General features: G+C 41.0%; 29 protein-coding genes. 7 read left to right on the top strand and 22 right to left on the bottom strand.

All coding sequences use genetic code 11. The annotated features are described in order from the left end of the window. Window positions 1-14: 14 nt before the first annotated feature. Both BM102_RS06645 and BM102_RS06640 read right to left on the bottom strand, forming a co-directional pair. Entirely contained in the window at window positions 15-476 is a 462-nt protein-coding gene (locus BM102_RS06645) for a Fur family transcriptional regulator (RefSeq protein WP_090480271.1), read from the bottom strand. Window positions 477-533: 57 nt separating this feature from the next. Next, window positions 534-914 carry a metal-dependent transcriptional regulator gene (locus BM102_RS06640; protein WP_033154541.1) on the bottom strand — a complete coding sequence of 127 codons (381 nt, stop codon included), beginning with the start codon at window positions 912-914 and terminating at the stop codon, window positions 534-536. A 265-nt stretch (window positions 915-1,179) separates the two neighbouring features. On the opposite strand from BM102_RS06640, the gene BM102_RS06635 reads away from it, so the two are divergent. From BM102_RS06635 to BM102_RS06625, 3 genes are read left to right on the top strand one after another with little or no spacing between them, the layout of a single operon-like run. Continuing rightward, entirely contained in the window at window positions 1,180-1,617 is a 438-nt protein-coding gene (locus tag BM102_RS06635; protein WP_242942910.1) for a hypothetical protein, read from the top strand. 14 nt (window positions 1,618-1,631) lie between these two features. Further along, on the top strand, window positions 1,632-2,477 hold the full coding sequence (locus BM102_RS06630) for a DUF5685 family protein (protein WP_090480269.1): 846 nt from the start codon (window positions 1,632-1,634) through the stop codon (window positions 2,475-2,477). Then, on the top strand, window positions 2,478-3,089 hold the full coding sequence (locus BM102_RS06625; RefSeq protein WP_090480266.1) for a J domain-containing protein: 612 nt from the start codon (window positions 2,478-2,480) through the stop codon (window positions 3,087-3,089). A gap of 118 nt (window positions 3,090-3,207) precedes the next feature. Here the strand turns inward: BM102_RS06625 and BM102_RS06620 are convergent, their stop codons facing one another. The 20 genes from BM102_RS06620 to BM102_RS06530 form a co-directional block, all read right to left on the bottom strand. After that, entirely contained in the window at window positions 3,208-3,552 is a 345-nt protein-coding gene (locus BM102_RS06620) for a hydrogenase maturation nickel metallochaperone HypA (RefSeq protein ID WP_033154545.1), read from the bottom strand. A 2-nt stretch (window positions 3,553-3,554) separates the two neighbouring features. After that, the gene (locus BM102_RS06615; protein ID WP_090480263.1) at window positions 3,555-6,437 is read right to left on the bottom strand and encodes an FAD-dependent oxidoreductase; all 2,883 of its coding nucleotides are present in this window, start codon (window positions 6,435-6,437) and stop codon (window positions 3,555-3,557) included. A 125-nt stretch (window positions 6,438-6,562) separates the two neighbouring features. Next, window positions 6,563-7,273, bottom strand: coding sequence for a carbon monoxide dehydrogenase (locus BM102_RS06610; RefSeq protein ID WP_090480260.1), 711 nt, complete (start codon window positions 7,271-7,273; stop codon window positions 6,563-6,565). After that, window positions 7,273-7,431, bottom strand: a complete 159-nt coding sequence (locus BM102_RS14300; RefSeq protein ID WP_177194925.1) for a hypothetical protein — start codon at window positions 7,429-7,431, stop codon at window positions 7,273-7,275. The genes BM102_RS06610 and BM102_RS14300 overlap by 1 nt, the downstream gene beginning before the upstream one ends. Further along, window positions 7,431-8,222 (bottom strand): acyl-CoA dehydratase activase, encoded by a 792-nt coding sequence (locus BM102_RS06605; RefSeq protein WP_090480257.1) that lies wholly within the window; start codon window positions 8,220-8,222, stop codon window positions 7,431-7,433. The genes BM102_RS14300 and BM102_RS06605 overlap by 1 nt, the downstream gene beginning before the upstream one ends. Window positions 8,223-8,324: 102 nt before the next feature. Beyond that, window positions 8,325-9,875 (bottom strand): 2-hydroxyacyl-CoA dehydratase family protein, encoded by a 1,551-nt coding sequence (locus tag BM102_RS06600; RefSeq protein ID WP_090480252.1) that lies wholly within the window; start codon window positions 9,873-9,875, stop codon window positions 8,325-8,327. After that, a complete protein-coding gene (locus tag BM102_RS06595; RefSeq protein WP_090480247.1) occupies window positions 9,875-11,065 on the bottom strand; it encodes a 2-hydroxyacyl-CoA dehydratase family protein in 1,191 nt (396 codons plus the stop codon). Before BM102_RS06595 ends, BM102_RS06600 begins: the two co-directional genes overlap by 1 nt. 123 nt (window positions 11,066-11,188) lie before the next feature. Next, the gene (locus tag BM102_RS06590; RefSeq protein ID WP_090480243.1) at window positions 11,189-11,953 is read right to left on the bottom strand and encodes an ATP-binding protein; all 765 of its coding nucleotides are present in this window, start codon (window positions 11,951-11,953) and stop codon (window positions 11,189-11,191) included. Between the two features lie 172 nt (window positions 11,954-12,125). Next, window positions 12,126-12,755 carry a uridine kinase gene (gene udk / locus BM102_RS06585; RefSeq protein ID WP_033154551.1) on the bottom strand — a complete coding sequence of 210 codons (630 nt, stop codon included), beginning with the start codon at window positions 12,753-12,755 and terminating at the stop codon, window positions 12,126-12,128. An 11-nt stretch (window positions 12,756-12,766) separates the two neighbouring features. Then, on the bottom strand, window positions 12,767-13,633 hold the full coding sequence (locus BM102_RS06580; RefSeq protein ID WP_090480238.1) for a YitT family protein: 867 nt from the start codon (window positions 13,631-13,633) through the stop codon (window positions 12,767-12,769). A 47-nt stretch (window positions 13,634-13,680) separates the two neighbouring features. Further along, entirely contained in the window at window positions 13,681-14,901 is a 1,221-nt protein-coding gene (gene pepT / locus BM102_RS06575) for a peptidase T (protein ID WP_074791931.1), read from the bottom strand. 104 nt (window positions 14,902-15,005) lie between these two features. Continuing rightward, window positions 15,006-15,242, bottom strand: coding sequence for a hypothetical protein (locus BM102_RS06570; RefSeq protein ID WP_044938337.1), 237 nt, complete (start codon window positions 15,240-15,242; stop codon window positions 15,006-15,008). Between the two features lie 124 nt (window positions 15,243-15,366). Continuing rightward, a complete protein-coding gene (gene ychF, locus BM102_RS06565) occupies window positions 15,367-16,467 on the bottom strand; it encodes a redox-regulated ATPase YchF (RefSeq protein WP_044938340.1) in 1,101 nt (366 codons plus the stop codon). Between the two features lie 106 nt (window positions 16,468-16,573). Then, window positions 16,574-16,987 carry a hypothetical protein gene (locus BM102_RS06560; RefSeq protein ID WP_044938344.1) on the bottom strand — a complete coding sequence of 138 codons (414 nt, stop codon included), beginning with the start codon at window positions 16,985-16,987 and terminating at the stop codon, window positions 16,574-16,576. Between the two features lie 11 nt (window positions 16,988-16,998). Further along, window positions 16,999-17,439, bottom strand: a complete 441-nt coding sequence (locus tag BM102_RS06555) for a LytTR family DNA-binding domain-containing protein (protein WP_074791935.1) — start codon at window positions 17,437-17,439, stop codon at window positions 16,999-17,001. Further along, window positions 17,439-18,269 (bottom strand): carbohydrate ABC transporter permease, encoded by an 831-nt coding sequence (locus BM102_RS06550; protein ID WP_074791937.1) that lies wholly within the window; start codon window positions 18,267-18,269, stop codon window positions 17,439-17,441. Before BM102_RS06550 ends, BM102_RS06555 begins: the two co-directional genes overlap by 1 nt. After that, window positions 18,266-19,165 (bottom strand): carbohydrate ABC transporter permease, encoded by a 900-nt coding sequence (locus BM102_RS06545; protein WP_090480235.1) that lies wholly within the window; start codon window positions 19,163-19,165, stop codon window positions 18,266-18,268. The genes BM102_RS06550 and BM102_RS06545 overlap by 4 nt, the downstream gene beginning before the upstream one ends. Window positions 19,166-19,267: 102 nt before the next feature. After that, complete coding sequence (locus tag BM102_RS14585) at window positions 19,268-19,480, bottom strand: AAC(3) family N-acetyltransferase (protein ID WP_090480232.1); 213 nt, start codon at window positions 19,478-19,480, stop codon at window positions 19,268-19,270. A gap of 36 nt (window positions 19,481-19,516) precedes the next feature. Continuing rightward, a complete protein-coding gene (locus BM102_RS06535) occupies window positions 19,517-20,179 on the bottom strand; it encodes a sugar O-acetyltransferase (protein ID WP_090480229.1) in 663 nt (220 codons plus the stop codon). Window positions 20,180-20,479: 300 nt separating this feature from the next. Continuing rightward, window positions 20,480-20,941 (bottom strand): HIT family protein, encoded by a 462-nt coding sequence (locus BM102_RS06530; protein ID WP_090480226.1) that lies wholly within the window; start codon window positions 20,939-20,941, stop codon window positions 20,480-20,482. A gap of 225 nt (window positions 20,942-21,166) precedes the next feature. On the opposite strand from BM102_RS06530, the gene BM102_RS06525 reads away from it, so the two are divergent. Genes BM102_RS06525 through BM102_RS06510 form a run of 4 tightly spaced genes read left to right on the top strand, consistent with a single transcriptional unit; the run spans window position 21,167 to window position 25,403 of the window. Further along, window positions 21,167-22,108: an ABC transporter ATP-binding protein gene (locus BM102_RS06525; RefSeq protein WP_090480223.1), complete on the top strand. Its 942-nt coding sequence runs from the start codon at window positions 21,167-21,169 to the stop codon at window positions 22,106-22,108. After that, window positions 22,108-23,253, top strand: a complete 1,146-nt coding sequence (locus BM102_RS06520) for an ABC transporter permease (protein ID WP_090480220.1) — start codon at window positions 22,108-22,110, stop codon at window positions 23,251-23,253. Before BM102_RS06525 ends, BM102_RS06520 begins: the two co-directional genes overlap by 1 nt. Then, window positions 23,240-24,403, top strand: a complete 1,164-nt coding sequence (locus tag BM102_RS06515; RefSeq protein WP_090480217.1) for an ABC transporter permease — start codon at window positions 23,240-23,242, stop codon at window positions 24,401-24,403. The genes BM102_RS06520 and BM102_RS06515 overlap by 14 nt, the downstream gene beginning before the upstream one ends. Beyond that, window positions 24,393-25,403 (top strand): sensor histidine kinase, encoded by a 1,011-nt coding sequence (locus BM102_RS06510; RefSeq protein WP_090480214.1) that lies wholly within the window; start codon window positions 24,393-24,395, stop codon window positions 25,401-25,403. The genes BM102_RS06515 and BM102_RS06510 overlap by 11 nt, the downstream gene beginning before the upstream one ends. Window positions 25,404-25,405: the final 2 nt, after the last annotated feature.

The following is a 25,405-nucleotide window of genomic DNA, read 5'->3' as shown; positions in this document are numbered from 1 at the left end:
TTTGAGGGTATCAACTACATGGCTAAACGAGAAATTTTCTGGTCACCGATACGGCCCTTAGCCTTGAGTCCCTCATAGATTAATTCTTGTAATTCTTCTCTTCCTATAACTATTTTTGAATCATCATCCAATGTAACTACAACATTGGTTTCGCATACTGGACAGCTACCACCTGGACATGATTCATCGCAATCTGCATCCTCACAAAGATGCCCGCAGTTACTGCAATCAACCTGATACATATTTTTGCGGTTGATTACGCCGATTTCTTCAAGGGTATTTACCATACGATAAACAGTGGCGCTACCAATATTTTTATCCTTTTTAACGGCTTCCCTATATATTTCCTTAACACATGATGGATCACCATTTAAAATGATGTCCAAAATTGTCAAACGCTGCTTTGTGATTCGACAGCCTGATTCTCTAAGCTGCTGAATGATAATGTCACGCTGTTCTGTATCCATAACGTCCATTTTGATACCCCTTCTATAAAACTAAGAAAAACCCAGCCCTATTTTAGGGCTGGAGTATTATTTTAAAATATTTTTTTCTGCGTAATCCTTGATTGCCTTGAAGCTCTCTTTGCTGAGAACATGCTCAATTCTGCATGCGTCCTCTGATGCAATTTCTTCGTCTACGCCAAGCTTTACAAGAACATCTGTAAAGAACTCGTGGCGTTCAAGAATCATCTCTGCAATAGCCTTGCCTTCATCTGTGAGGTATATGTAACCAGCATCTGTAACTGTGATGTGGTTCTTTTCACGAAGATTCTTCATAGCAATGCTGACTGATGATTTTTTGAAGTTCAATTCATTAGCAACATCTACCGAGCGAACAACTGGTAATTTCTTGCTGAGCATAAGTATAGTCTCAAGATAATTTTCTGCTGATTCGTTAACAAAAGTTCTCAAAACAACTCCTCCTAAACTAAATGGATTTTGAAATAAAATTTCAGTTGCACACAATCCACTTCACATAAACCTTATCATAAAACTTACCTCAGTGCAACTTATTAAACTATAGTTAGTTTACACTAACCATTATATTATTTCAAGTATTCTAAATCAAATCTTAAACTTTTATTAAATACTTTTCCAAACTGTTGACGAACCCTATTTTAACAGTTAAAGTGCAACTAAACAACAACGGATTTACATCCGATATGAGGAGGCCACAATGAACGATTTCAGATATAAAATGGCACAATTTTTCTCAGGTAGAACAGGTGTAGATGCACTTGGCAGAACAGTCACATGGGTTGCTCTCATACTTATGCTTCTCACAATGATTACAGGTTCTAATATTTTCTATCTGATTGCAATGGCCTGCCTCGTATACAGTGTTTGGCGCATGCTTTCAAAGAACTATCAAAAGCGTTATTACGAGAATCAAAAGTTCCTTGAAAAGACAGCAGGAATAAGAAGAAAGTTTTCCGGCTTTCCTTATAAAGCAAAAACATTCTTCTCTCGCACAAAGGCAAACTATGAGCAGCGTAAGGTATATGCAATTTTCAAATGCCCAAACTGCAAGCAAAAACTTCGTGCTCCAAGAGGCAGAGGCAAAATACAAGTAACATGTAGTAAGTGTCACACTCAATTTATTAAAAGGGTATAGATAAGGTATCGATTTTGTTTGGATATATAAATGCTGATATAAAGCAGCTTTCAGAGGATGACAAAAAAATATATCAACAATTCTACTGTGGATTGTGTCATCAGCTTGGCAAAGAGGCCGGTTTCAAGGGCCAACTCTTGCTCAACTACGACCTTTGCTTTTTAGCTATACTTCTGCAAAGTCTGTACGAGCCTGATCTCAGTCAGGACACACATCGTTGCATAATTCATCCATTCAAGGTCAGAGATTTCTATAACAGCGACGCCATAAGATATGCTGCAGATATGGACATTATTCTCTCATATCACAGTCTTATGGATAATTATAAAGATGACAATTCCAAGATTTCAAAGCTAGCAGCTGATAGTCTAAACAAGGACTACAATCGCATAAAGGATAAATATCCAAAGCAGACTGCTGCTGTTGAAAAATATATAGCGCAGCTTTCAGCTGCTGAAAAAGCCCGCGAAACCAACATTGATAAGGTTTCCAGCTATACCGGCGAAATGCTTGGTACGCTTATGAATTGGAAGGATGACGATTGGAGTTGTACCCTTCACTGTATGGGCTTTCATATGGGCAAGTTCATTTATATCATTGATGCCTACGAGGATTTAAAGAAGGATGAAAAAAATGGCAACTACAACCCTCTTTCATTTATGAAGAAGGAGTCGCCAAAGGAATTCGAAACCTTCGTGAGAATCAATCTCACATCCCTCATGGCAGAATGCGCAAAATCCTTTGAACGATTGCCAATAGTGGAGAATGCAGATATTCTTAGAAACATTATCTACACAGGTGTATGGACCAAATACGAGTACCTGCAGATAAAGAAAAACACTCCAAAGGAGAAACCATAAATGCTCAATCCTTACAGCGTTTTGGGTGTCGAAAGAGGCGCCTCAGATGAGGAAATAAAAAAAGCATACAGAAATCTCAGTAGAAAATATCATCCTGATGCCAATATCAATAATCCTAACAAGGCACAGGCAGAAGAAAAATTCAAAGAGATTCAGGCAGCTTACAACCAGATAATGGATGAAAGACAAAATGGAAGCTACTCTAACAACTACTCTTACGGATATGACTCCTACGGTAGTCAGGGCGCTGGCTCAGTAGAGATGCAGGCAGCTGCCAACTATATCAACGCCAGACAGTTTGCCGCCGCAATGAATGTGCTTTACAGCATTCCTGACAGTGGCCGAAATGGGCAGTGGTATTTCTTCGCATCAGTTGCATCTCAGGGACTTGGCAATCTAAACGATGCTAGAGAATACATTTCCAGAGCCATCGCACTAGAGCCAAGCAACTTTAGATATAGACAGTTTGAGCAAAGCATCAACTTCAGCAGAGGTTGGTATGAAAACAGAAGTGCCAGCTACGGCTACTACAGACCATATTCCGGTGTAGCCAGATGGTGTATTAGCATGGCTTTCTTAAACTTAATTTGCAACCTATGTTGCTTCTTTTAATTAGTTAATTACTTGGTCATTCGGACCGTTCATATATTTTCTCCCTTCAAATGCATGTCGGTTGATGTGCAAAAGAAAAGAACCTTGGGGCTTCAGCCACCCCGAAGGTTCTTTTTTCTTAGTCAGCTATAACTTCTTTTAATATAACCTCGTTTCCTGTAACAAGATAAGTGTTGCCACTGCCACAATGTGGACATGTCTTTCCATAAGCAACTGTCTCGTACTCTTGTTTACAATCCTCGCAGAATGTCACTGCCTTAATAGTTTCGCAAGTAAGCTTGCTGCCATCAAGTCTTGGATACTTTTTAGCATTCCAAGCCCAGCAATCAATAAGATAGTCTGGAATAACTGTAGATACCTCACCAATCGAAAGAACTACTTCGCTGATGTGATCTGCATTATTCTCCTGAGCTACCTCTTCTACCTGTTTCGCCACATGAAACACAATACCTAATTCATGCATAATTACTTATTACCCTTCTTATACTCCTTGTGGGCCTTTTCTGCAGCCTTCTCCGCGTCAGTCTTACGCGAGAATGCAATCTTAGCCGCACGTTTTACTGCATAAGCACCGATATGCTTGAACTTATCCTCAGACTTAACCATATGTGTGCACTCTGGATGAGTTCTGTGAAGGGTGATAGCGTCGAAGGCACACTTAGTTGTGCAAACACCACATCCGATACACTTATTCTCATCAACAACTGATGCACCACACTTTAAGCAGCGGCTAGCCTCAGCCTTTACCTGCTCTTCTGTAAGTGTAAGGTGAGCATCACGGAATGAATGCTTCATATCAATGCTTGTATCTATAGCTGGCTCATTTCTGCCCGCTGTGTCATATTCTTCCACAAGAATATTGTCTTTGTCAAGCTCAATAAAGTCTCTACGATTCTTACCGATTGTCATAGAGCAGCCTGGCTGTACAAATCTGTGTAGAGAATCTGCTGCACACTTACCAGCTTCGATAGCGTCGATAGCAAACTTAGGACCAGAATATACATCACCACCAACAAAAATGTCTGGCTGTGCTGTCTGGTATGTAAGTTTGTCCGCTACTGGATAATTACCGTGCCAGAATTCTACCTTTTCTTTTCCATCACCAAGGAGTCCGCCCCACTCGATACCCTGACCAATAGCAAAGATGATGTGCTTGCACTCTACTGTCATTGTGTCATTTTCATCGTACTGAGGATTGAACTTGTGGTCAGCATCAAATACAGATGTACACTTCTTGAATACGATACCAGATACATTGCCATCAGCATCCTTGAGAACTTCCTTTGGACCCCAACCATTGTTGATTGCGATGTCTTCTTCAAGTGTCTCTGTAATTTCTGAGTTGTTTGCTGGCATCTCGTCTCTAGACTCAAGACAGAACATCTGTGGGTTGCCAGCGCCAAATCTAGCAGCTGTACGTACGCAGTCGATAGCTACGTTACCACCACCGACAACAACTACGTTACCATCCATCTTCTGTGTCTGATCTTCAAGTGCCTTGTGAAGGAATGTAACAGCAATATCAATACCATCCTTTGCGTCTGTTCCAGGAATTGGTGGAATCTTGCCGCCCTGGCATCCAATTGCTACATAGAATGCCTTGTAGCCCTGAGCACGTAACTCATCAAGTGTGATATCCTTACCAACCTCAACATTGCATTTAATCTCTACACCAAGCTGACGGATAACATCGATTTCAGCCTCAACAACATCCTTCTCAAGCTTCCATGTTGGAATACCCCATGTGAGCATACCACCTGGACGGCTGTTCTTTTCGAATACTGTTGGCTTGTAGCCCTTTGTTGCAAGATAGTAAGCACATGAAAGACCTGCAGGGCCTGAACCGATGATTGCAATCTTGTCATCCCACTGTGTTAAACGGTTTGAAGGGATGTCGATTGGTGGAATATATCTTGTCTCAGCATGAAGATCGCGCTCAGCAATAAACTTCTTGATATCATCGATAGCAACTGGTGCATCGATAGTGCCACGTGTACAAGCAGCCTCACATCTCTTGTTACATACGCGGCCGCAGATAGCTGGGAATGGGTTATCCTTCTTGATGAGTGCAAGAGCGTCATCGTAACGGCCATTCTTTGCCATGTTTACATAACCCTGAACAGATACGTGGGCAGGACATGCTACCTTACATGGAGCTGTACCTGTGTCGTAACAGTTCTTACGGTTGTTATCACGATAATCCTCGTCATATTTATCCTTGCCCCAGTGAACTCTGTCTGGAAGAACTACCTTTGGATATTCAACCTCACTACCATCCTTCTTGCAGAGCTTCTGGCCAAGCTTAACAGCACCTGCTGGGCAGTACTCAACACACTTACCACAAGCTACACACTTCTCTGCTTCTACGTGAGCTGTGTAGGCAGAACGTGACATGTTAGGTGTGTTGAAGAGCTGTGATGTACGAAGTGCATTACAAATATTTACGTTACAGTTGCAAAGACCGAAAATCTTGTTTTCGCCATCGATGTTTGTAATCTGGTGAACGAAGCCAAGTGTCTCAGCGCGCTCAACGATGCGCATAGCCTCTTCGTATGTGATGTCGTGGCCCTTGCCTGTCTCACGGCAGTAGTCAGCGAAATCACCAAGACCGATACACCAGTTCATCTCGTCATCACCGCAACCTTCTTCAAGGCAAGCACGTGATACACGGCATGAGCACTGGCCTACACCAATATGTCCTTCATATTTCTTGAGCCAGTAAGAAATCTGCTCAAGGTCTACCTTTTCGTTTTCGAACTCGATAGCCTTCTCCACAGGGATAACGTGCATACCTACACCAGCGCCTCCTGGTGGGATGAGGTGTGTCAAACCATCAAGTGGAATGTATGTCATTCTCTCGAAGAATGATGCTACAGCTGGATGCTGCTTAATTCTATTGTTTGAACGCTCACCTGGAACTGACTCTTCCATGTTGAAAAGCTCTGCAGAGCCTGGAACGAAGATAGGAAGCACATATCTTCTCTCAGACTGTGGAGCTGTACGTCCATTATGATCATAGTGATTTCCATAATCGTACTCTAAAAGTCCGATGTATGACATATCATCAAGTAACTTCTGGAAAGCCTCTTTATCCTTTGCCTTCTCAGGATTCATTTTGCAGAGATCCTCAAATGTGTAGTGATGGCGTACCTTCATTGTAAGGCCAACCTCAGCCATCTCCTCTGTTACGATTTCTGCAAGTCCCCAGTACTCTGGGTCCTCTACCTTAACGCCAAACATCTTGTGTGGCATTACATCTGTTATTTTTCTTCCAAGCTCTATAATCTTCTTGCTTGGCTCTTTATCATGCATATGTGGTGGCATGATTGCTTTGCTCATTTCTGGCATATCCTATACTCCCTTTCTTAACTATAATCCGGCAGTTACGCTTACAAGCCTTAGTGTTTCTTCATTCGACTACATGTCTCATTCAGAAACCTAAGAGCTTGTTATCTACTGCCTCATTTAATTATTTAATGAACTGAGAAATGGAGTTCGCGTAAGCCCTCCACTTCATCACAGACCTTCTGCAATGAACAGCTTCCGCAGTCCATCATTACATTCTTGAAGATATGGTCTATTGCGCCAGTGATATCTTCAAGATGCTTTGCCTGCTCAGCTAATGACCTGTAGTCAAAAGCTGAGTCAGTTATAAATATGAGCTTTACAGCTTCAATATTTTTGTTTTCATGGTAGGTATCAAGGAACAGCTTTCCAACCTTGGCGAAATCTAATCCCTCATTAAGAGCTTCCTTGCCAACTCGTACCGGCTCTCTGTTGTTTGATGCAGAGATGCGGGTCATGTATCCCTTTGGATTAATGTGATACCTAACGTATTCTATTTTTCTAATTGCATTATAAAGTGCATTGCCATCCCCAAGGCTTTCCTCAGCCACCTTCACAATAGCTATTCTTGCGTATGGCGTGTCGTTTTTGATTTCATTTAAATCTGGACCAATCAAAATAACTTCATCCGCATTTACGAATTCGTCATTGCAGGTAACAGCCATAGCTGATACTGCAGGATTAGTACCTCCTCCCAATTCATAAGCCATATCAGCTCTAAGAATTAGATTATGGTCTCCCACATCAGTCCAATTCGCATTTACGATATCAAGACTCTTGGCCTTAGAAATATCTAATCCAGCAAGCAGCTCTTTAATGCTTTCATCATATAGTTTCATTAAATCTTTCTATCTCTCTTAATCTTATCGTAATGCTTTGCAAGCAGTGGCTGTAATGCGCTTGTGAGCTTCATATCCAGATTAAAGAAATAAACAATCATGGATAAAATCCAAAGGCATATCAACACTATTGCGATAATTCCTAAAACTTTCAACATTATCTATTTCCTTTCTTGCGAGCAAACTCTGCTGCACCAAGTGCACCCATGAGCTGTGGGTCAATTGGAAGGTCGATAACCTTCAGCTTAAGAACCTGCTCGATGGCAGCCTTAAGTCCTGCATTCTTTGCGCATCCACCTGTAAGTGTAATCTTATCTGTGGCACCAGCCTTCTTAGACATTACAAAGCATCTCTTTGCAACCGAAAGCTCGATACCTGCTGCAATTTCATCCATTGGCTTTCCCTCTCCAACAAGAGAGATTACCTCTGACTCCGCAAATACGGTACACTGCGCTGTAATTGGAATAACATTTTTTGCCTTGAGAGAAAGATTTGAGAACTCATCCAAATCCATCTCAAATGCTCTAGCCATGGCCTCAAAGAAACGACCTGTTCCTGCTGCACACTTATCATTCATTGCAAAATTAAGAACTGTACCATCAGTATCAACTGCAATTCCCTTTACGTCCTGACCACCAATATCGATAATAGCCTTTACTGTTGGGTCAGCCACATGGACACCCATGGCATGGCAGCTAATTTCTGAGATATTCTCATCAGCAAAAGGAACCTTGTTACGGCCATATCCTGTACCTACAAGATAAGTCAAATCCTCTGCACTATTTAAATCTGGCACCTGTGCCACTGCCTGATCAAGGGCATCCTGACAAGATAGCACAGCATTTATCCTACTCTTTAAGGTGACGTCCGCCACCATTTTACCTGTCTCATCAATAATGACGCATTTAGTATAAGTACTACCTGAGTCACATCCACCAAAATATTTCATATATTTTTTCTCCTTTCGGGAAGACGCAGCCATTATAATTGCTTCGCAAGGCTGCGTCGTGGGAAACGATTTTACAAATCAAGTTTGCAAAATCATTTCCTTTTACCATAAATTCGTATCGTCATAATCCTCTAGCGATGGGTCCAGGGGCTCCTCGCGAAGGACTGAGCGCATGTAACGGTTTACGTCCTGGCGAAGGTTCTTTCGAGGGATGACACGTGGGTCATAGAGGTCATGGTTCACCCAAACCAATTTGATACCGTGTTCTCTCGCCTGCTCTTCGAACATACCATGCATACCATCAAGTGCCTTGCATGCTATGTGTTCCCAAAGGATAACCATATCAGCGCGGAATTCCTCACAGTATCTCCAAAGGTCATCAAGAAGCACCTCATAGCCACCATGAGTACGATTTCTCATAATCATGTTTTCATACTGATGTGCCATATCGTAGATGGCCTGTTCCTTGTCGTCCTCTGAAATAGGATCAAGGGATACCATGGTGAGCATGTCGAACATTGGAAGAATTCCCCAACAGTTCAAAAGCCATGCCACAAAGTCTGTATAGAACTGAGATTGAACGCCCCAGATAACAGCACGATGACGATACTCTTTAGCAAGCATTGTCTTTTTCTGGTATGCCTCTGTTGCCATCTTGGTAATCTTTTTATCAAGCTTGGCAAATGCTGGAACCTTTCCAGCGATGGCCATATACTCAGTCTCGCGATAAAGCAGGATGTTGTTTCCGATAACCTGCGGATAATCTGTCTTTGTGATTTCAAGCCACTCAGTACATTCGCGGGCACCTATGTTGATTCGCTTAGCGCATTCAAAGTAATAATCCCAATCGAACTTTTCACCTGTCTGCTCTTCGATGAAGGCGATGGCGTTTCTAACCTCCTGAGCTGCATACTCCTGAACACCAGGCTCTGTGTGACGAAGTGGTGTAGCAAGCTGATGAACTGGAATGCCATTTCGCTCTAGCGCTCTTGAAATAACACCATTTCCCATAAGCGAACCATCACAAGTAGTGTTACATTGAACTGCACACTTACCAAAAACAGGCATATCCCCATCAATACAAATGCCAGCCTCAGATGCAGGCATAGGACAAACATCACCTGGCATACCACATTCCTGAACAACATCCAAATAATGTGTCATGGCATCTCCTTGAAGAAGAACGCATACATAACAGCTTGCTGTCTCCCAACTGAGTCCCTCAAGATTTGGGAAGCCGCACATGATGTTAGTCATTTCGTTTTCATCCATAAGAACTACATGCTTTGACTTTTCTGGGCTTGCCCCAAGGTTTCTATCCATTGAAAAAATCTTTGTCAAAAGCTTTGCAACGTCCGATGCAACTAAATCGTATTCCTCACGGCAAATACGAAGCTGAGTTCCACGAAGTCCCATGGAATGCTTATCTATCATCATTGGAACTGCCAAATAGTTGAGCATCCAACGATATCTGAAAAATCCCTTTACATTCTTTGGGTGGAGCATAAACTTTCCAAGCATGGCTATGATTCCAAGCCATCTGGTGTAGTCGTACCAGGTATCCCTGATTCCTCTCCACTCGCGGTGTTTAAAAACCTTTTTATCACCGCTATAAAGCTCACCTAATTTTGAGCTGCCTACTGCTTTTCCCATTAGCGTTTACCTCCTTGTATCTTTTTGATTTCGATACTTTCCACGAAGGCCTGGACACGGGTACGAATCTGTCCCGATGAACCCACCGCATATGGTCTATCGATTGTAAGCACTGGATAACCATATTCATCACGAAGAACATGGCTTCCTACCATTCGTTCATAAGCCCATGGATCACAGAATTTCATCTGCTCATAGATGATTCCGTCAGCCTTGTACTCCCTTGCAATTTCATCAACGTATTCACGGCGTCGATTCATCTTTGGAGTATCCATGTGACGTGGGCACATGCAGCTCATCATGTAATGACGGCAAATTTGTGTAAGCACATCTTCCTCATCATTGAGAATGATTTCCTCACGCCCCGGCAATGAACCAAAGCAGAATCTATCTGCGCATACATATGCCCCTGATTCCTCGATGAGCTTAATCATATCGATATCGTCTACCTCTGAACCAACAACCGCTACTCTGGCGCGATATGGCCATTTTTCATCTGGCACACGATTCTTTACTTCTTCGAGTGTTTCCTCAAGCTTTTCAAGGAGCAAATCCTGTGGGCACACATAGGTGCACATTGTGATGATATGGAATTCGTATCCTGTGATACGTGGCTTTTCCTCTTTTCTAAAGTTGCCCAGCTCGGTAATGATTCGGCAAATCTTGTTGTGATTTTCTACAGATTTACGAAGTGCCTCATCGGAAATATCCACTCCGAACTTTTCATGAAGTGGCTCCAAAATCTTTGAGCGGCACTGACCTACATAGAGGTTTAATCCATTATCATCAGCCTTCATTGGAACCTCTAGATACTTGTAGAAAAAGTGCTCCTTTTCATTCATCTTAAGAAGCTCCATATTCTCAACACATCTGTTGATCATGGTGCAACCATCTGGCGCGATGAGGCAATCCAAAAACTGATATCCCCCTTCAATTGCACGCTCAAGCAATGCTCTTGAATACTCGCACAAGAAACTGGTCAGATAGTAAGTTCCCATCTCCATAGAACCAGTTCTTGGCGCGCGAAGTCTAACGGTAAAGCAATTACCTAGATTCATGAGAACCTCTGGTATCTGATAACACACACTACCTACGCATACACGACCCTCAGCCTGAGCCTCGCGCACTAGGTCATTATCAGCATCCATAAGCAAGTTCTCAAAATATATAAGATGCTTTAAATCCTTCATATATTTTCTCCCTATAGTCCGCAGGTCACACTCTCAAGCCTTGGTATTACTCCGTCGCGAGATTGGCTCCTTGAGTAACACCAAGAGCTTGATAGTTACCTGCTCACATAAATATTGTACACTTTATATTATTCCTAGCTTATGTAATGCACGGCGCAATTCAACCACGATAGGTGATTCCCCTGAAATACCTAGCACCGATTTTCCCTTAAGGTCGCATTCGGTAAGGTTGGCATCTGCTGGTATCCAGCCAAGAAGTGGAATATCACCCAAATCCATATATTCCAAAACTTCCTCTGATGAGACACGATTAACAACTACTCCGATTTGGTCGTACATAACAAGATTGTCAGCCACATTCTTGATTGTCTTAACTACATCGCAGCCCTTCTTACTAGAATCTGTGATAAGGATAAGGTGTGTCACCTTCTCCATAACGCGACGGTTAATCTGCTCGATACCGGCCTCTCCGTCTATTACTATGTAATCAAAATTGTCTGAAACTGAAGAGATTACTTCCTTGAGATAAGTATTGATCTTGCAATAGCAACCAGCAGCCTCCGGTCTTCCTATTGCAATAAAAGAAAAGCCCTCCATTTCCACCATAGCATCGAAAATACGATATCTTGCTTCCCCAAGCACTTCTACAGTTGCCTTGGTATCACCATTTTCTGCAGCTTCCACTGCCTCTTTCCTGATATCATCAAGAGTAAGAGTTGGTTCAACACCAAGTGCTGTCGAAAGTCCCACCGCTGGGTCAGCATCGATTGCTAGAATGCGTTTGTCTGGATAAGCTTCCACTAACAACTTGACCATCACCGAAGCTAACGAAGTTTTGCCTACTCCGCCCTTACCGGCAACAGCCAACACGATTGGTTTGTTTCCCATTATTAATTATTTCTCCCTTTTAATACTCCATAATTGATAATTTTTTATCAATTACTATTCAATTTTAGCATAGGGATATTCCAAATTAAAGGAAATAAAAGAGCCACAGTGATTTTCGTCCTTATCAACAAAAACCACTGTGGCACAAGTCGCACATTGCATAAACGTCTATTTAGTTTTCTTCTTCATGAAGCTTTTTGTTCATGTATGTGATGAGCATATCAAGACCTGCAGCGTTCTCTCCTCCACGTGGAATAATGATGTCTGCATGCTTCTTTGAAGGCTCAACAAACTCTTCATGCATTGGCTTTACAGTATCGCTGTACTGACCAATGATTGATTCGATACTACGACCACGCTCAATCATATCACGCTGGATACGACGCATAAGACGCTCATCAGCATCTGTATCAACAAAGATTTTGATGTCCATCAAATCTCTAAGCTCTTTGTTCTCAAGAATAAGGATACCTTCCATGACAATAACTGTCTTTGGCTCAATTCGGATTGTCTCCTCTGAACGATTGTGATTTACGTAATCGTAAACTGGCATATCGATAGCATATCCTTTTATAAGCTTTCTAACATCCTCTGCCATTCTGTCTGATTCAAATGAATCTGGATGGTCGTAGTTTAATTTGCTACGCTCCTCAAATGACATATCAGGATGTGCCTTGTAGTATGCATCATGGCTGATAACCGCAATGTCCTCTCCAAAATAATCCTGAAGCTTTTTAATAATTGTAGTCTTGCCTGAAGCAGATCCTCCTGCTACACCAAGAACGCAAATCTTTTCTGACATTTCTATACTCCTTAAGGTTTAAATCTCTTGAACCCCTCACCATATACTGCCTTTGATTCCATTATGACAATAAATGCGTCCACGTCAATCTTTTTTGCGACACGATTAACCTGGTACATCTGCTTGTCTGAGCAGGCGCACATCAAAACCTGGCGCTCATCGCCTTTGTATCCGCCCTTTGCAGTGAAGATTGTTGTTCCTCTCTCAACTGCTTTATCAATAGCATCTGCAATTGCTTCTGCTTTGTTGGTAACAATCATACACATCATACCTGAATCGGCATTAATCATTACCTTATCCACAACAAGTGAACCTACATAGCTGATTACAAAACCATAGCACAATGCTTCAAATGAGTGCGCATATGCGATTGTGTCGATTACAATGATAACCACATCAACTATGAAAAAGATTCGTCCAAGTGACATGTGTGGATTCTTTGCCTTGATAAGCATCATGATAAAATCAGCACCACCTGTGGATGAATTACGCATATAAACAAGCGCGTAACCTAATCCAGTAAACACACCTACCACCAATGCATTCAAAAGAATATTTGAAATCTCGATTTTAGGTACAAGAGGTGCCGCAAAATCCATCATAACAGTGCCTATGGCCATAGTCTTGAAAGTTTTAAGAAGAAACTTTCTACCCAAAACCTTGTATGAAACCACTATCAGTGGAATGTTCATTATGATTGTCATAAGACCGATTTTCCATCCCCAGTACTGATAGAAAATCATTGCAATACCGGTAAGCCCGGTCAATGGAAACTTGGCATCTGCAGCAAAGTTATAAATTGCGATACCAATACACAAGCCTGACAAGGCATCCATCAAAATATCTACAAGTAATTCTTTTCTTTTTTCCGCTGACATAATTCCCCCAGTCCGCTGGTTACGCTCTCACCAGCTCATCGGCTAACTTATTCTGTAGCAAATTTGCTTGTAATACCGTGTAGTACCTTGACTACGGTATCCATGCCCTCCGCTGTAATGTGCTCCATTGGGCCGTGGAAGTTGTAGCCACCTGTTCCAAGGTTTGGGCAAGGCAATCCCATAAATGAGAGACGTGCTCCATCTGTACCGCCTCGGATAGCAACAGCCTTTGGATTCTCTCCAGCATCCTTTAATGCCTCGAAAGCATAATCGATAAGGAACATGTGAGGCTTAATCATCTCGAGCATGTTCTGGTACTGGTCTCTAATGTTAAGCTCGCATGTGCCCTCACCATATTTCTGATTGATGATATTAGCAGCATGCTCCATAACCTTTTTCTTCTCTTCGAATTTATCTGCATCGTGGTCACGAATAATGTACCAAAGCTTTGCCTCTGCAACATCTCCAGACATATCAAGAAGATGGAAGAATCCTTCGTATCCCTCTGTCTGGCTAGGTGTCTGTGTTGGTGGAAGCATAGAATTAAACTCCATAGCAACAAGTGCTGCATTAACCATAATATCTTTTGCATCACCTGGATGAATATTTACACCGTTGAATTTAATCTTTGCTTCAGCTGCATTAAAGTTCTCGTACTCTACTGCGTTTTCTTCGCCACCGTCTACCGTATATGCGAAGTCAGCTCCAAAGTATTCAACATCAAAATGATCTGCACCAGCACCAATCTCCTCATCAGGAGTGAAGGCAATGCAAATCTTGCCGTGTGGCTCATCGCTTGCAAGAAGTTCCTCTGCAAATGTCATGATTTCGGCAATACCTGATTTATCATCAGCGCCTAAAAGTGTTGTTCCATCTGTATGGATCAAAGTACGTCCCTTTAATTCCTTAAGGTGTGGGAAATCTGATACTTTAATTGTTCTTCCAGATGTGCCAAGAACGATATCCTCACCGTTGTAGTTTTCTTCGATTATCGGATTTACGTTTTCACCACAGAAATCTGGCGCAGTATCCATGTGTGCAATAAAGCCAATTGACTTTTTGTCTTCGTATCCCTTTGTTGCTGGGATGCTTGCATAAACATAGCACTTGTCGTCTACCTTTGCATCCTCGATGCCAAGGCCCTTCAATTCTTCAACAAGAATCTTTGCCAAATCAAACTGTCTAGCAGTTGAAGGAACTGTAGTGCTCTCTTCATCACTGGTTGTGTAAACCTTTACATAATTTAGTAGTCTTTCATAAGCTCGCATAACTAATCTCCAATATTATTTATAAACTTTAAGAAAGGTTCTCAGCGTACACTGAGAACCTTTTTCTTTCTAATTCGGAATGTTCATTCCTCTTTTCAATGTGATTATTGGTTAATCATAAACTCCAATAATTTCTTTGCATCGTCTGGCTCGTATGCAATAAGCTCAAGCTCAGGAATGCTCTCATCAGCCTGGAAGATATTTGCAAGTGAAACAAACTGAGAAAGCTTTGACTTAAGATTAAGTCTGTCACCTTCACCTGTAACAAGCTCTACCTTTCCCTGACAGTTATCGATAACCTTAAAAAATGCCTCTGTGTCCTTAATATTAGTAAGTTTCATAAATACCTCCTTATGGGTAAAAACAAACTGTTAACTATCTTTATCAATATAATATCAAAGAAAATCTATTTATCAACAGATATGCCGATAAATCAGGGATTTTTCCCACATAATTCACAATTTGTTATACATTAAATCTAAATGTGATTACATCACCATCAGCTACCACATATTCCTTACCTTCCATACGTACAAGGCCTTTTTCCTTTGCAGCTGTCATAGAGCCGTTTGCCATAAGGTCGTCATAGCTAACAACCTCTGCCTTGATGAATCCACGCTCGAAATCTGTGTGAATCTTTCCAGCAGCCTGTGGAGCCTTTGTGCCCTTCTTGATTGTCCAAGCACGTGTCTCGTCCTCACCTGATGTAAGGTAAGAGATAAGGCCAAGAAGTCTGTAAGAAGCAGTGATAAGCTTATCAAGACCTGACTCTTCAAGTCCCATAGCCTCAAGGAACTCCTGCTTTTCTTCCTCTGACTCAAGCTCTGAAATCTCCTGCTCAATCTGAGCTGAGATAACGAATACCTCTGAACCTTCCTTAGCAGCGTACTCACGAACGGCCTGAACGTTTTTATTGTTTGCGCCGTCATCTGCAAGATCCTCATCCTCTACGTTTGCAGCGTAGATAACTGGCTTTGCAGTAAGAAGGTTGTACTCCTTGAAGTATGCTTCTTCATCCTCATCGTTAAGCTCGAATGTCTTTGCCATGTTGCCAGCTTCCATATGATCTAAAAGACGCTTCTGCATAGCAGCTTCCTTCTGAAGTGTCTTGTCCATACGAGCGCTGCGCTCAGTCTTTGAATAACGACGCTCCATAACTTCCATATCTGAGAAAAGAAGCTCAAGGTTGATTGTCTCGATATCACGAAGAGAATCGATGCTGCCATCAACGTGAACAACATTTGCATCCTCGAAACAACGAACAACGTGAACGATTGCATCTACCTCACGGATGTTTGCAAGGAACTGGTTTCCAAGTCCCTCACCCTTTGATGCACCCTTTACAAGACCAGCGATATCAACGAATTCGATTGTAGCTGGAACTGTTTTCTTAGAGTTGTACATCTTTGTAAGCTCGTCAAGACGCTTATCAGGAACAGATACGACACCAACATTAGGGTCGATTGTAGCGAATGGATAGTTTGCTGCAAGTGCTCCTGCCTTTGTAAGTGAATTAAAAAGTGTTGATTTACCGACGTTTGGTAAACCTACGATTCCCAATTTCATGGTAATTTATCTCCTTCTATGTATATATATTCTTTCGTATTAAAAAATTAGCCTAAATCTAAAGTATATTACCATATTTCTATTTATTTCTCTACCCTTTGTACTACTACCTCATCTCCTTGATTTTGCTATTAATCAAGTTCGCTGTTTTCATATCATATAAGAATTCAACGAAATGATTTCCGAAGGCGATGACAAGTATTATCAACATCACCACCAGCATTCCCACCAGGCTTTCCCACAAGCCTGCGTAGAAAGTCAACGGCAATGTGATGGCCATATTTATCAGTATGCAGATAATCTCTCTGCACCACCAAGCTGCCCCGTGCAACTCCTGCTTTGATATAAACACCAAACTAGAAAGTGCCGCTGCAGCTGCACAGATTATCAACACTGCAAACTGCACATTATTTATACCATCCACAATTCCAAGCACTGGCCCTAAAATCACCATAATAAACAGCATGCCAGCGCACACATTTATAAATCTTCTAAGAACATTTAATATCTCTTGTTTCATCTGTCATACTCCTATAATCCCATCTTTTCCTTTAAATCAGCTACGTATTTTCGGGAAACAATCAGCTTCTCCTTATTTATCATGGTAATCTCAAATCGCCCTGAAAGAGATGGCTTCATGTTTTCAATCTTTTTAATGTTGATTAGCATAGACTTTGATGCCTTGAAAAAATCAGCGCCGCTGCACAGCTGCTCTGCTTCATAAAGACGCATCCTGTTTTCATAAACATCATCCTCACAATAAATGAACAATCTCTCATCAACTGTCTCTATATAAAAGACCTCATCCAGACGAATCTGATATGTCTTATCATCTTTCTTACAAGTGATTTTCTGATTGCCCTCCACTAGCTCCTTTGCAATCTCCTGCAGCCTCTCCTTATTGGCCTCATGACAGAAGATATCCAGTTTCTCCTCCATGGAGTCTTCAATGATGTGGATATTGATGTTCATCAACCTTTTATTCCCCCGCTTGTTATGCCGCTGATTATCAGACGCGACAAAAATAGATAGATTATGATAGATGGCAGGATTGAAAAGGCAATTACCATGTAGATCAGACCGTTATCGTAATTTGCAAAGTTTGCACTTCGTAAAAGCGATATTACAATTGGCATTGTTTTCTTATTATCCTCATGTAAAATCAGTGCCGGAATAAAATAATTATTCCAAGATTCCACAAATTTGAAAATCATCTGCACCGCAAATGCCGGTCTCATCAATGGCAACACGATTCTATTGAAAACAAAAATCTCTGAAGCACCATCAATCCTTGCCGCTTCCACTAGTGACATTGGAAGCGTACTCTCCATGTATTTTATCATATAGTAGAAAACGATTGGAGATGCTATTTCCGGTATAATCAGCGGAATAAATGTATCCATCAGATGCATATCATCCACCAAGCTTATAAATCCAAGGGCCGTCACCTGTCTTGGAATCATCATAAAACCAATCATAATGGTGTAAAAAAGCTTCCTGCCCTTGAAGCAATATGCATGAATTCCATAGGCTGTCATAATGGAAAAATAGCTGCAAAGTAGTGACGAAGAAAGCGCTATCACCATGCTGTTTTTCATGCTATTCATTACAGGCAAGGCGCAGTGTCTCATGCTATTCCAGTTTTTCACAAGGGCCGTTCCAGGTATCAGTGAAAATCCACTTGATAGCTCGCTGTTAGATCTGGTGGCGTTTATAAATAAGGCATAAAACCAAAACAGGCACAGGAAAGATACGAGGATCAATATCGTATATGCGAAGATTCTTTGCACACGTCTACTCATCTTACGCCCCTCCCTTCTTCTGTCTTAGAGTTAAGGCTAAAGACGATGATAGAAAGCACCGCTGTCACAATAAACAATATAAAGGACAACGCTCCTGACACACCATAATTCTTGCTAAACATGTGCTTGTTCATATACATCAGCACCGTCATGGTGGAACGATTTGGATCTCCCGTTCCCTTGGTGAGAATCTGTGGAACATCAAACATCTGGATTCCACCTATAAGAGATGTAATTATCACATACAAAAGGATTGGTCGAATAAGTGGCAGCGTGATTCTTGTAAATACCTGCCAGGTGCTGGCTCCATCCACTTCAGCTGCTTCCTTTAGAGACTTATCAATCCCCAACATTCCCGCCAACAAAAGCAAAGTGGTATTACCAAACCACATGGTGCAATTCATGAATGCCACCAATGCTCTTGTGGACCAGGTATTTGAGAAAAATTGAAATGGCTCATCAATAATTTCCAGCTCCATCAGCAGTGCATTTACAGGACCGCAGTCTGCAAAAAAAGAGAAAAACAAAGATGCGAATGACGCGGCGATAATCAGATTTGGAAAATATATAACTGTCTTAAAAAACTGGATTCCTCTTAGACCCAATCTATGATCCGAAAACCATGCCGCCAGCGTAATCGATAAAACTAACTGTGGCACAAATCCAAGAATCCACATGATGGCCGTATTACCAAGGTAAGTGTAGATGCTCTTGTCCGTAAGCAACGTCACATAATTTTCGAGACCACAAAAGAACGGACCCACTTCCTCTAGTCCCTTCCAATAATTTACAAATAAAGATTTATACAAGGAAATAACGATCGGCAAAGCCGTGAATAATAGATAAACGATGATATATGGAGATATAAAAAGAATCCCCCATTTGCTCTTTTTCATTTAAAGTTCCCCCTACACATATCAGTGTAGGGAAGAACTAATTCCTCTTCAACAAATGGACGGTGAAATGCATATTATGTAGGGTGAAATGCAGTGTAATGTTCATCCTCTTCTATATTTCTGAATCCAGTCGACAGCAAAATCCACAAGTATTTTTTGATTCATTAAGCGTAGTTCAGCATTTCCAAGATTCTTCCAGGATTGTGCAGGCATCATGATCGTACCGTCTTCTCCAACCACTTCAATCAATGCCTCAATAACGGCCTGCGCCCCACCACAGACATAGCCCATTTTAGATAATGCTGTATGAACCATCACAGTATGGCCTTTCGCCAAACCAACAGATATAGTTTATGCCTTCGGATATTTCCGCTCATCATTTGCTTCACTCTGGATTCGCAGGATATCCTGCCATGCTTCTTCGTCTATCTCCCTGCCGGCAAAATATTTGTTGCGGTCATCTTCTGTTATCTTTCTTAGCACACAGCATGGGTTGCCTGCTGCAATGGACCAGGCAGGAATATCTTTAGTAATTACAGAACCAGCACCAATCACAGTGTTATCTCCTATTGTTACTCCAGGACATATCACCACATTGCCTCCTATCCACACATTGTTACCTATGGTTACATCTATTCCATATTCATACAATGTGTTTCTTGTAGCAGGATGAACTGGATGTCCCGCAGTATATATTGCTACATTGGGAGCTATCTGCACATTATCACCTATTCTTATCCGTCCAACATCCAGCATGGTGCAGTTATAGTTTGCGAAGAAATTCTTACCAACCTCTATATGGCTTCCATAATCACAATAAAAAGGAGGATTTATAAATGTATCACTATCTGATTTTCCTAGAAGCTTATTAACTATCTTCTTTATAGCATCGAAATCAGCCCTATCTACAGTATTTAGTTCCTGCGTAAGGCGTCTTGCTATCTTTTGCTCTTCAAATACTTCATCATCTGAAATATATACTAGTTCCTTATCTCTTCTTTCTATGTTGTTCATTGCAAACCTCCCTATATGGTTAGATATTAGACTTTTACCACTAGCATTGGCTGTATTCCTGCCTGCTAGAGGTACATTTTTTGAGTTTTACCTCTAGCATATCCCCAGTTTACCTTTGCTAGTGGTAATAATTCTTTCCTTTACCTCTAGCATTCATTGAAATCTCTATCGCTAGTGGTACAGCTATCTTTTTTTACCTCTAGCGCAGGCTAACTTTGTAATTGCTAGTGGTAATAGTATCTTTTTCTTACCACTAGCAGTGGCCTAGTTTACAGTCGCTAGTGGTAAACCCCAATTTATCTACGCTAATAATGCCTCTAACTCATCATTTAATCGTCGTTTCATCTCTTCGAGTTTCTCCGCATTCGGCCTGTTATCATCTGAATACATTTTCTCCATAGGGTACCACCAAACAGGTCCTCTTCCATTATTTCCATAATTTTCTATATCTCCCTGTTTTCTAGGAAACAGATGCCAATGCAAATGAGCATCACCATTTCCAAGACATTCATAATTCATTTTTTCAGGTTTGAAAGCCTTATAAGCAGCTTCTGCAACTATGCTCATTTCTTCCAAATACTTTGTTTTAACCGCAGGTTCAATATTAAACAACTCTACAACATGCTCTTTAAACAAAAATAGTGTGTAGCCTTCAAAATGCTGATTATCACCTATAACAACATATCCTGTTTCAAGTTCTCTAACAAAATATGGATTTGTCCCTTCTTTTATCATCTTTATTCTGTCGCAAATAATACACATTGACTCTCTCTCTCTACCTCTCTAGTAATTATTTTTATATCCCAGTGGTAATTCTCCCCCGCATATTCATAGCATATCCCACTCACTTCAACAACATGACAATTGTCATGTGCCTTTATGACGCAGTTCACTACAGATGTGACAAAAGTTTCGGTATTATAATCTCAGAACAACAAAAGAAACACACGGCCGACGGCTGTAACACAAATAAAAAGGAGAAATGAAATGAGTAACACAGTAGTATCAATCGACAATTTAGTAAAGCGATATGGTGAGAATGTAGCTGTAGATCACTTCTCACTAAACATTGAAGAAGGGGAAATCCTTGGACTACTTGGTCCAAACGGTTCAGGAAAGACAACCACAATCAACTGTCTCCTTTCTCTTCTTACTTTTGATAAAGGGGATATCAAAATCTGGGGCAAAGAAATGAGTCCTGATGCATACGATATCAAATCACAGATTGGTGTGGTAATGCAGAATGTAGCCGTTATTGAAACACTTAATGTGTACGAAAACGTAGATTTCTTCTGCGGGCTATATATAAAGGATAAAGCAACAAGAAAGCAATATGTTGAAGAGGCACTTGAGTTTACAGGCCTTACAGAATTCAAAAAGCAGAAGCCTAAAAAGCTTTCAGGTGGACTTCTAAGAAGACTTAACATTGCCTGTGGAATTGCTCACAAGCCAAAGCTAGTCATCTTTGATGAGCCAACAGTTGCTGTTGATCCACAAAGTAGAAATGCAATTCTCGAGGGAATCAAAAAGATGAACAAAGCCGGCGCGACAATCATCTACACCTCACATTATATGGAAGAGGTTGAGGAGCTTTGTTCAAGAGTTGTCATCATGGATCACGGTAAAAACATTGCCAATGGAACTACAAACGAGCTTAAGTCTTCTCTTATCAGTCGTGAAAAAATCCGCATTGGATTGCCTGACAAGTCCCCTGAGATTCTTGCAGGGCTCATGGAAATCAACCACGTGTACAAGGTTAAGGAAGATGGTGATGATGTGGTAATCAAATGTGACGGCGGTGAGCACAATCTGGTTCACGTACTCAGTTACCTTACAGACAACAATGTACCATTTGGCCGCGTAACTACCGAACTTCCTACTCTTAACGATGTGTTCTTGGAGATTACAGGAAAGGAGCTTAGAGACTAATGTTTATTAGAATCTTTACATACTCATTAAAAAATTTATCCAGAAAATACTGGCTGGTAGGCTGGAACTTTCTTTTCCCGCTGGTTCTTGCCACCGCTTTCTTTCTTGGATTTGGAAATCTCATAAAGGAAGATCCTGATACCTTCCAGACTTTGGAAGTAGGATATGTAAATGAACTTGAGGAATCAGCAGGCTTTGACCAGGTTCTAGAAGAGCTTTCCGAGGAAAATGATGAAGGAACTACAGTGCTTAATCTTCACACATACTCTTCAAAGGATGATGCTGTAAAAGCTATGAATAATGGAGATATCAAGGGCTTCTACTTAGAGTCAGAAGATGGTGTCGAAACTATCATTATTTCAAATGGCTATGATTCCACAATCATGAACGAGATAGTTCGTGAATACGATAATTACACTGATGTAATCACACAGATTGCTAAGGACCATCCTGAAAAGGTAGCTGATGCCATTGAGGCAATCACTTCTGAAAACAGCTTCATCAGTGAATACAACTTTGGAAATGAAACCAGTCAGTACATCCAGTACTTCTACGCTTTGCTTGCAATGACATCACTTTTCAGCTCTTGGATTAGCACAGCAATCCTAGACGGAATGTGCGCAAATATGTCTGAGATGGGCAAGCGAGTTGAATGTACACCTACACCAAAGTTTATGAGCATTACTGCAAGCTTACTTGCTGGAGTTCTTTTACAAATTATTTCCAATATCATAGTTGTGATTTATATCCAATATATTTTAGGAATCAACCTGGGCGTGCCAATTGGAACTATGATTCTCCTTTGCACTATCGGCAGTGCTCTTGGTATTTCAACAGGAACACTGATGGGCTCTGTTATCAGAAATCAACGATTACTTGTAACCGTGCCACTGTTTTTCACAATGATATGTTCATTCTTCAGTGGATTAATGTGGGGACAGATTAAACAGATTATCCAGTATAACTGCCCTATCATCAACAAAATCAATCCTGCTGCACTACTTACAAACGCTATGTACGTTCGCTCAACCTATGGCGCCACAGCCGAATTCCACCAGGATGTCCTTATCATGTGCGGAATGATTGTAGGTTGTATCATCGTTGCATCCATATTCCTAAGGAGGAGAAAATATGTCAGTCTTTAATGCAATAGTAAAATCAACCAAGGCTTGCCTTGTTACCATAATCGTATATTTCTCAGTCTTCGCATTATTTGGAAACATTTCTGCAAAGGCAACAGCCACCACAAAAGACACCATGTTTGAGGATTCAGTGGTAAAGGTTGCTATTACAGATAATGATAATTCTGCATTGAGCCAAGGTTTAGTAGACTACCTTAAGGAAACTCAGAACGTAGTTGACCCACAGACCACATCCTTGGTTGAGATGAATGATAATGTTCGATTCCTTATCTATGACTATGCACTGATTATCCCAGAGGATTTCTCAGAGCGTGCAAAGGCTGGAGAGACGGAAGATTTACTTGAATTCGTTGCACCTGGCGCCACAGCTCCACAGTTTTTATTAACCGAGAAAATACGTACCTATATGCAGGATGTTATGGTATATTTAAATAGTGGGTATTCAGAGGAAGAGGCTATTGCCCTCACCAAAGAAAACATGATTAAGCTTTCTGATACAAAGGCCACTGTCATGGATACCTCTGATGAAAATCACCGCTCGTTCTACACTGGAATGTTTACATTTAACGGATATACGTTACTTATGATTCTTTGTATTTCTATTAGCTCAGTGCTTGGTTTTACAAAGGATAGGGATGTTAAAAACCGTATAAGCGTTAGTGGAATGCATTTCAAATCAAGAAATTTTGCAACCATCGCTGCAGTGTTCTGCATAGGCTTTATTATCACAGCAGCCGTAGTTTTATTTGTTGCACTAATGGGTATGGCTGATACAAACGGAAAGCTTTTCTTCTACTGCATAAATGTCTTAGCATTGATGTTGATTGGAATGGGCATGGCCTACATGATTAGCGCAATCACAACCAATGAAAACATTATCAACATGGTTACAAACATGTTTGTACTTTCAATGAGTTTCTTCTGCGGTGTATTTATCGACCTACAGTTTTTATCACCATCCATTGTAAAGTTTGCGCACTTCCTGCCACTTTATTGGTACACTGCTACAATAAGACTCATTAATGACACTCCTATAGATAAAATTTTAGGAAAAACATTCTTTGAATACTTGCTAATAGAGGTGCTTTTCGCTTGTTTCTTCTTTGCAGCCGGCCTAATCATCTCAAAGAAAAAGGAGCAATATGCTGTATGATATAATCATCAGGCTTTTAGGAGCCCTTGGTTTAACATTACTAATAAACACAAATGGCATTACCACTATTTCAGTGGTAATGTCTATTTGTGTTTTTTTATTAATGGAGATTAGCGTTATCGTAAATACGAAGATTATATATTCAATCCTTACCGCTATTCCATTTCTTTTATCTGCTGGCTATCTAGTGGGCATCGGCGCTGACAGTCTTTTAATACAGCTTGCACTGATTCTAATTCTGGCAGGCTTCACCATCATGTCTATCCTGCTTTTCAACAAAATGACTTTCTATCAGCATGATTTGCACCGCACTAGGGATGACAGTATCGAGCTTGAAGAAATGCTAAAAAGCAAAAACAAAGCCCTGCTAATGGAGCAAGATCAACAGGTACATCTTGCTACCCTTGCAGAGAGAAACCGCATTGCCAGAGAAATCCACGATAATGTAGGACATCTGCTTTCCCGCGGAATCTTACTGCTTGGAGCCATTGTCACAGTAAATAAAGATGAAAATATTGCGCCTCAGTTAAAGATGCTTTCGGACACCCTGGATGAGTCCATGGAAAAGATGCGAAGCTCCGTACATGATTTACATGACGATTCAATAGACTTAAAGAAAAATATAGATGAAATACTTGGAGAACTAAAAAATTATACCGTAAATACGGAATTGGATTTAGACGAAGCACTTCCAACAGAAGTTAAGCTATCAATCATTGGTATTTTAAAGGAATCTGTTACAAACATCCTTAAGCATTCCAATGGCGATTCAGTAGCTGTCATCCTTCATCAAAACAACAGCTTCTGCACTATTTCCATTACCGACAATGGAACCCTTACTCCAGAGCAGAAAACTAAGATTTCCACCGAAGGCTACGATGGAATTGGACTTACCAACATTAAAAACAGAGCAAGCTCCCTAGGCGGAGAAGCTTATTTCTATTTAAACGATGGCTTTACAGTATTTGCCAGATTACCTTTTGACAACAAGCGAGGATAGAT

Source organism: Pseudobutyrivibrio sp. JW11 (assembly GCF_900115355.1).
GTDB lineage: Bacteria > Bacillota > Clostridia > Lachnospirales > Lachnospiraceae > Pseudobutyrivibrio > Pseudobutyrivibrio ruminis.
The sequence above is the reverse complement of the archived record's forward strand: the minus strand, read 5'-3'. Positions and strand labels throughout refer to the sequence as shown.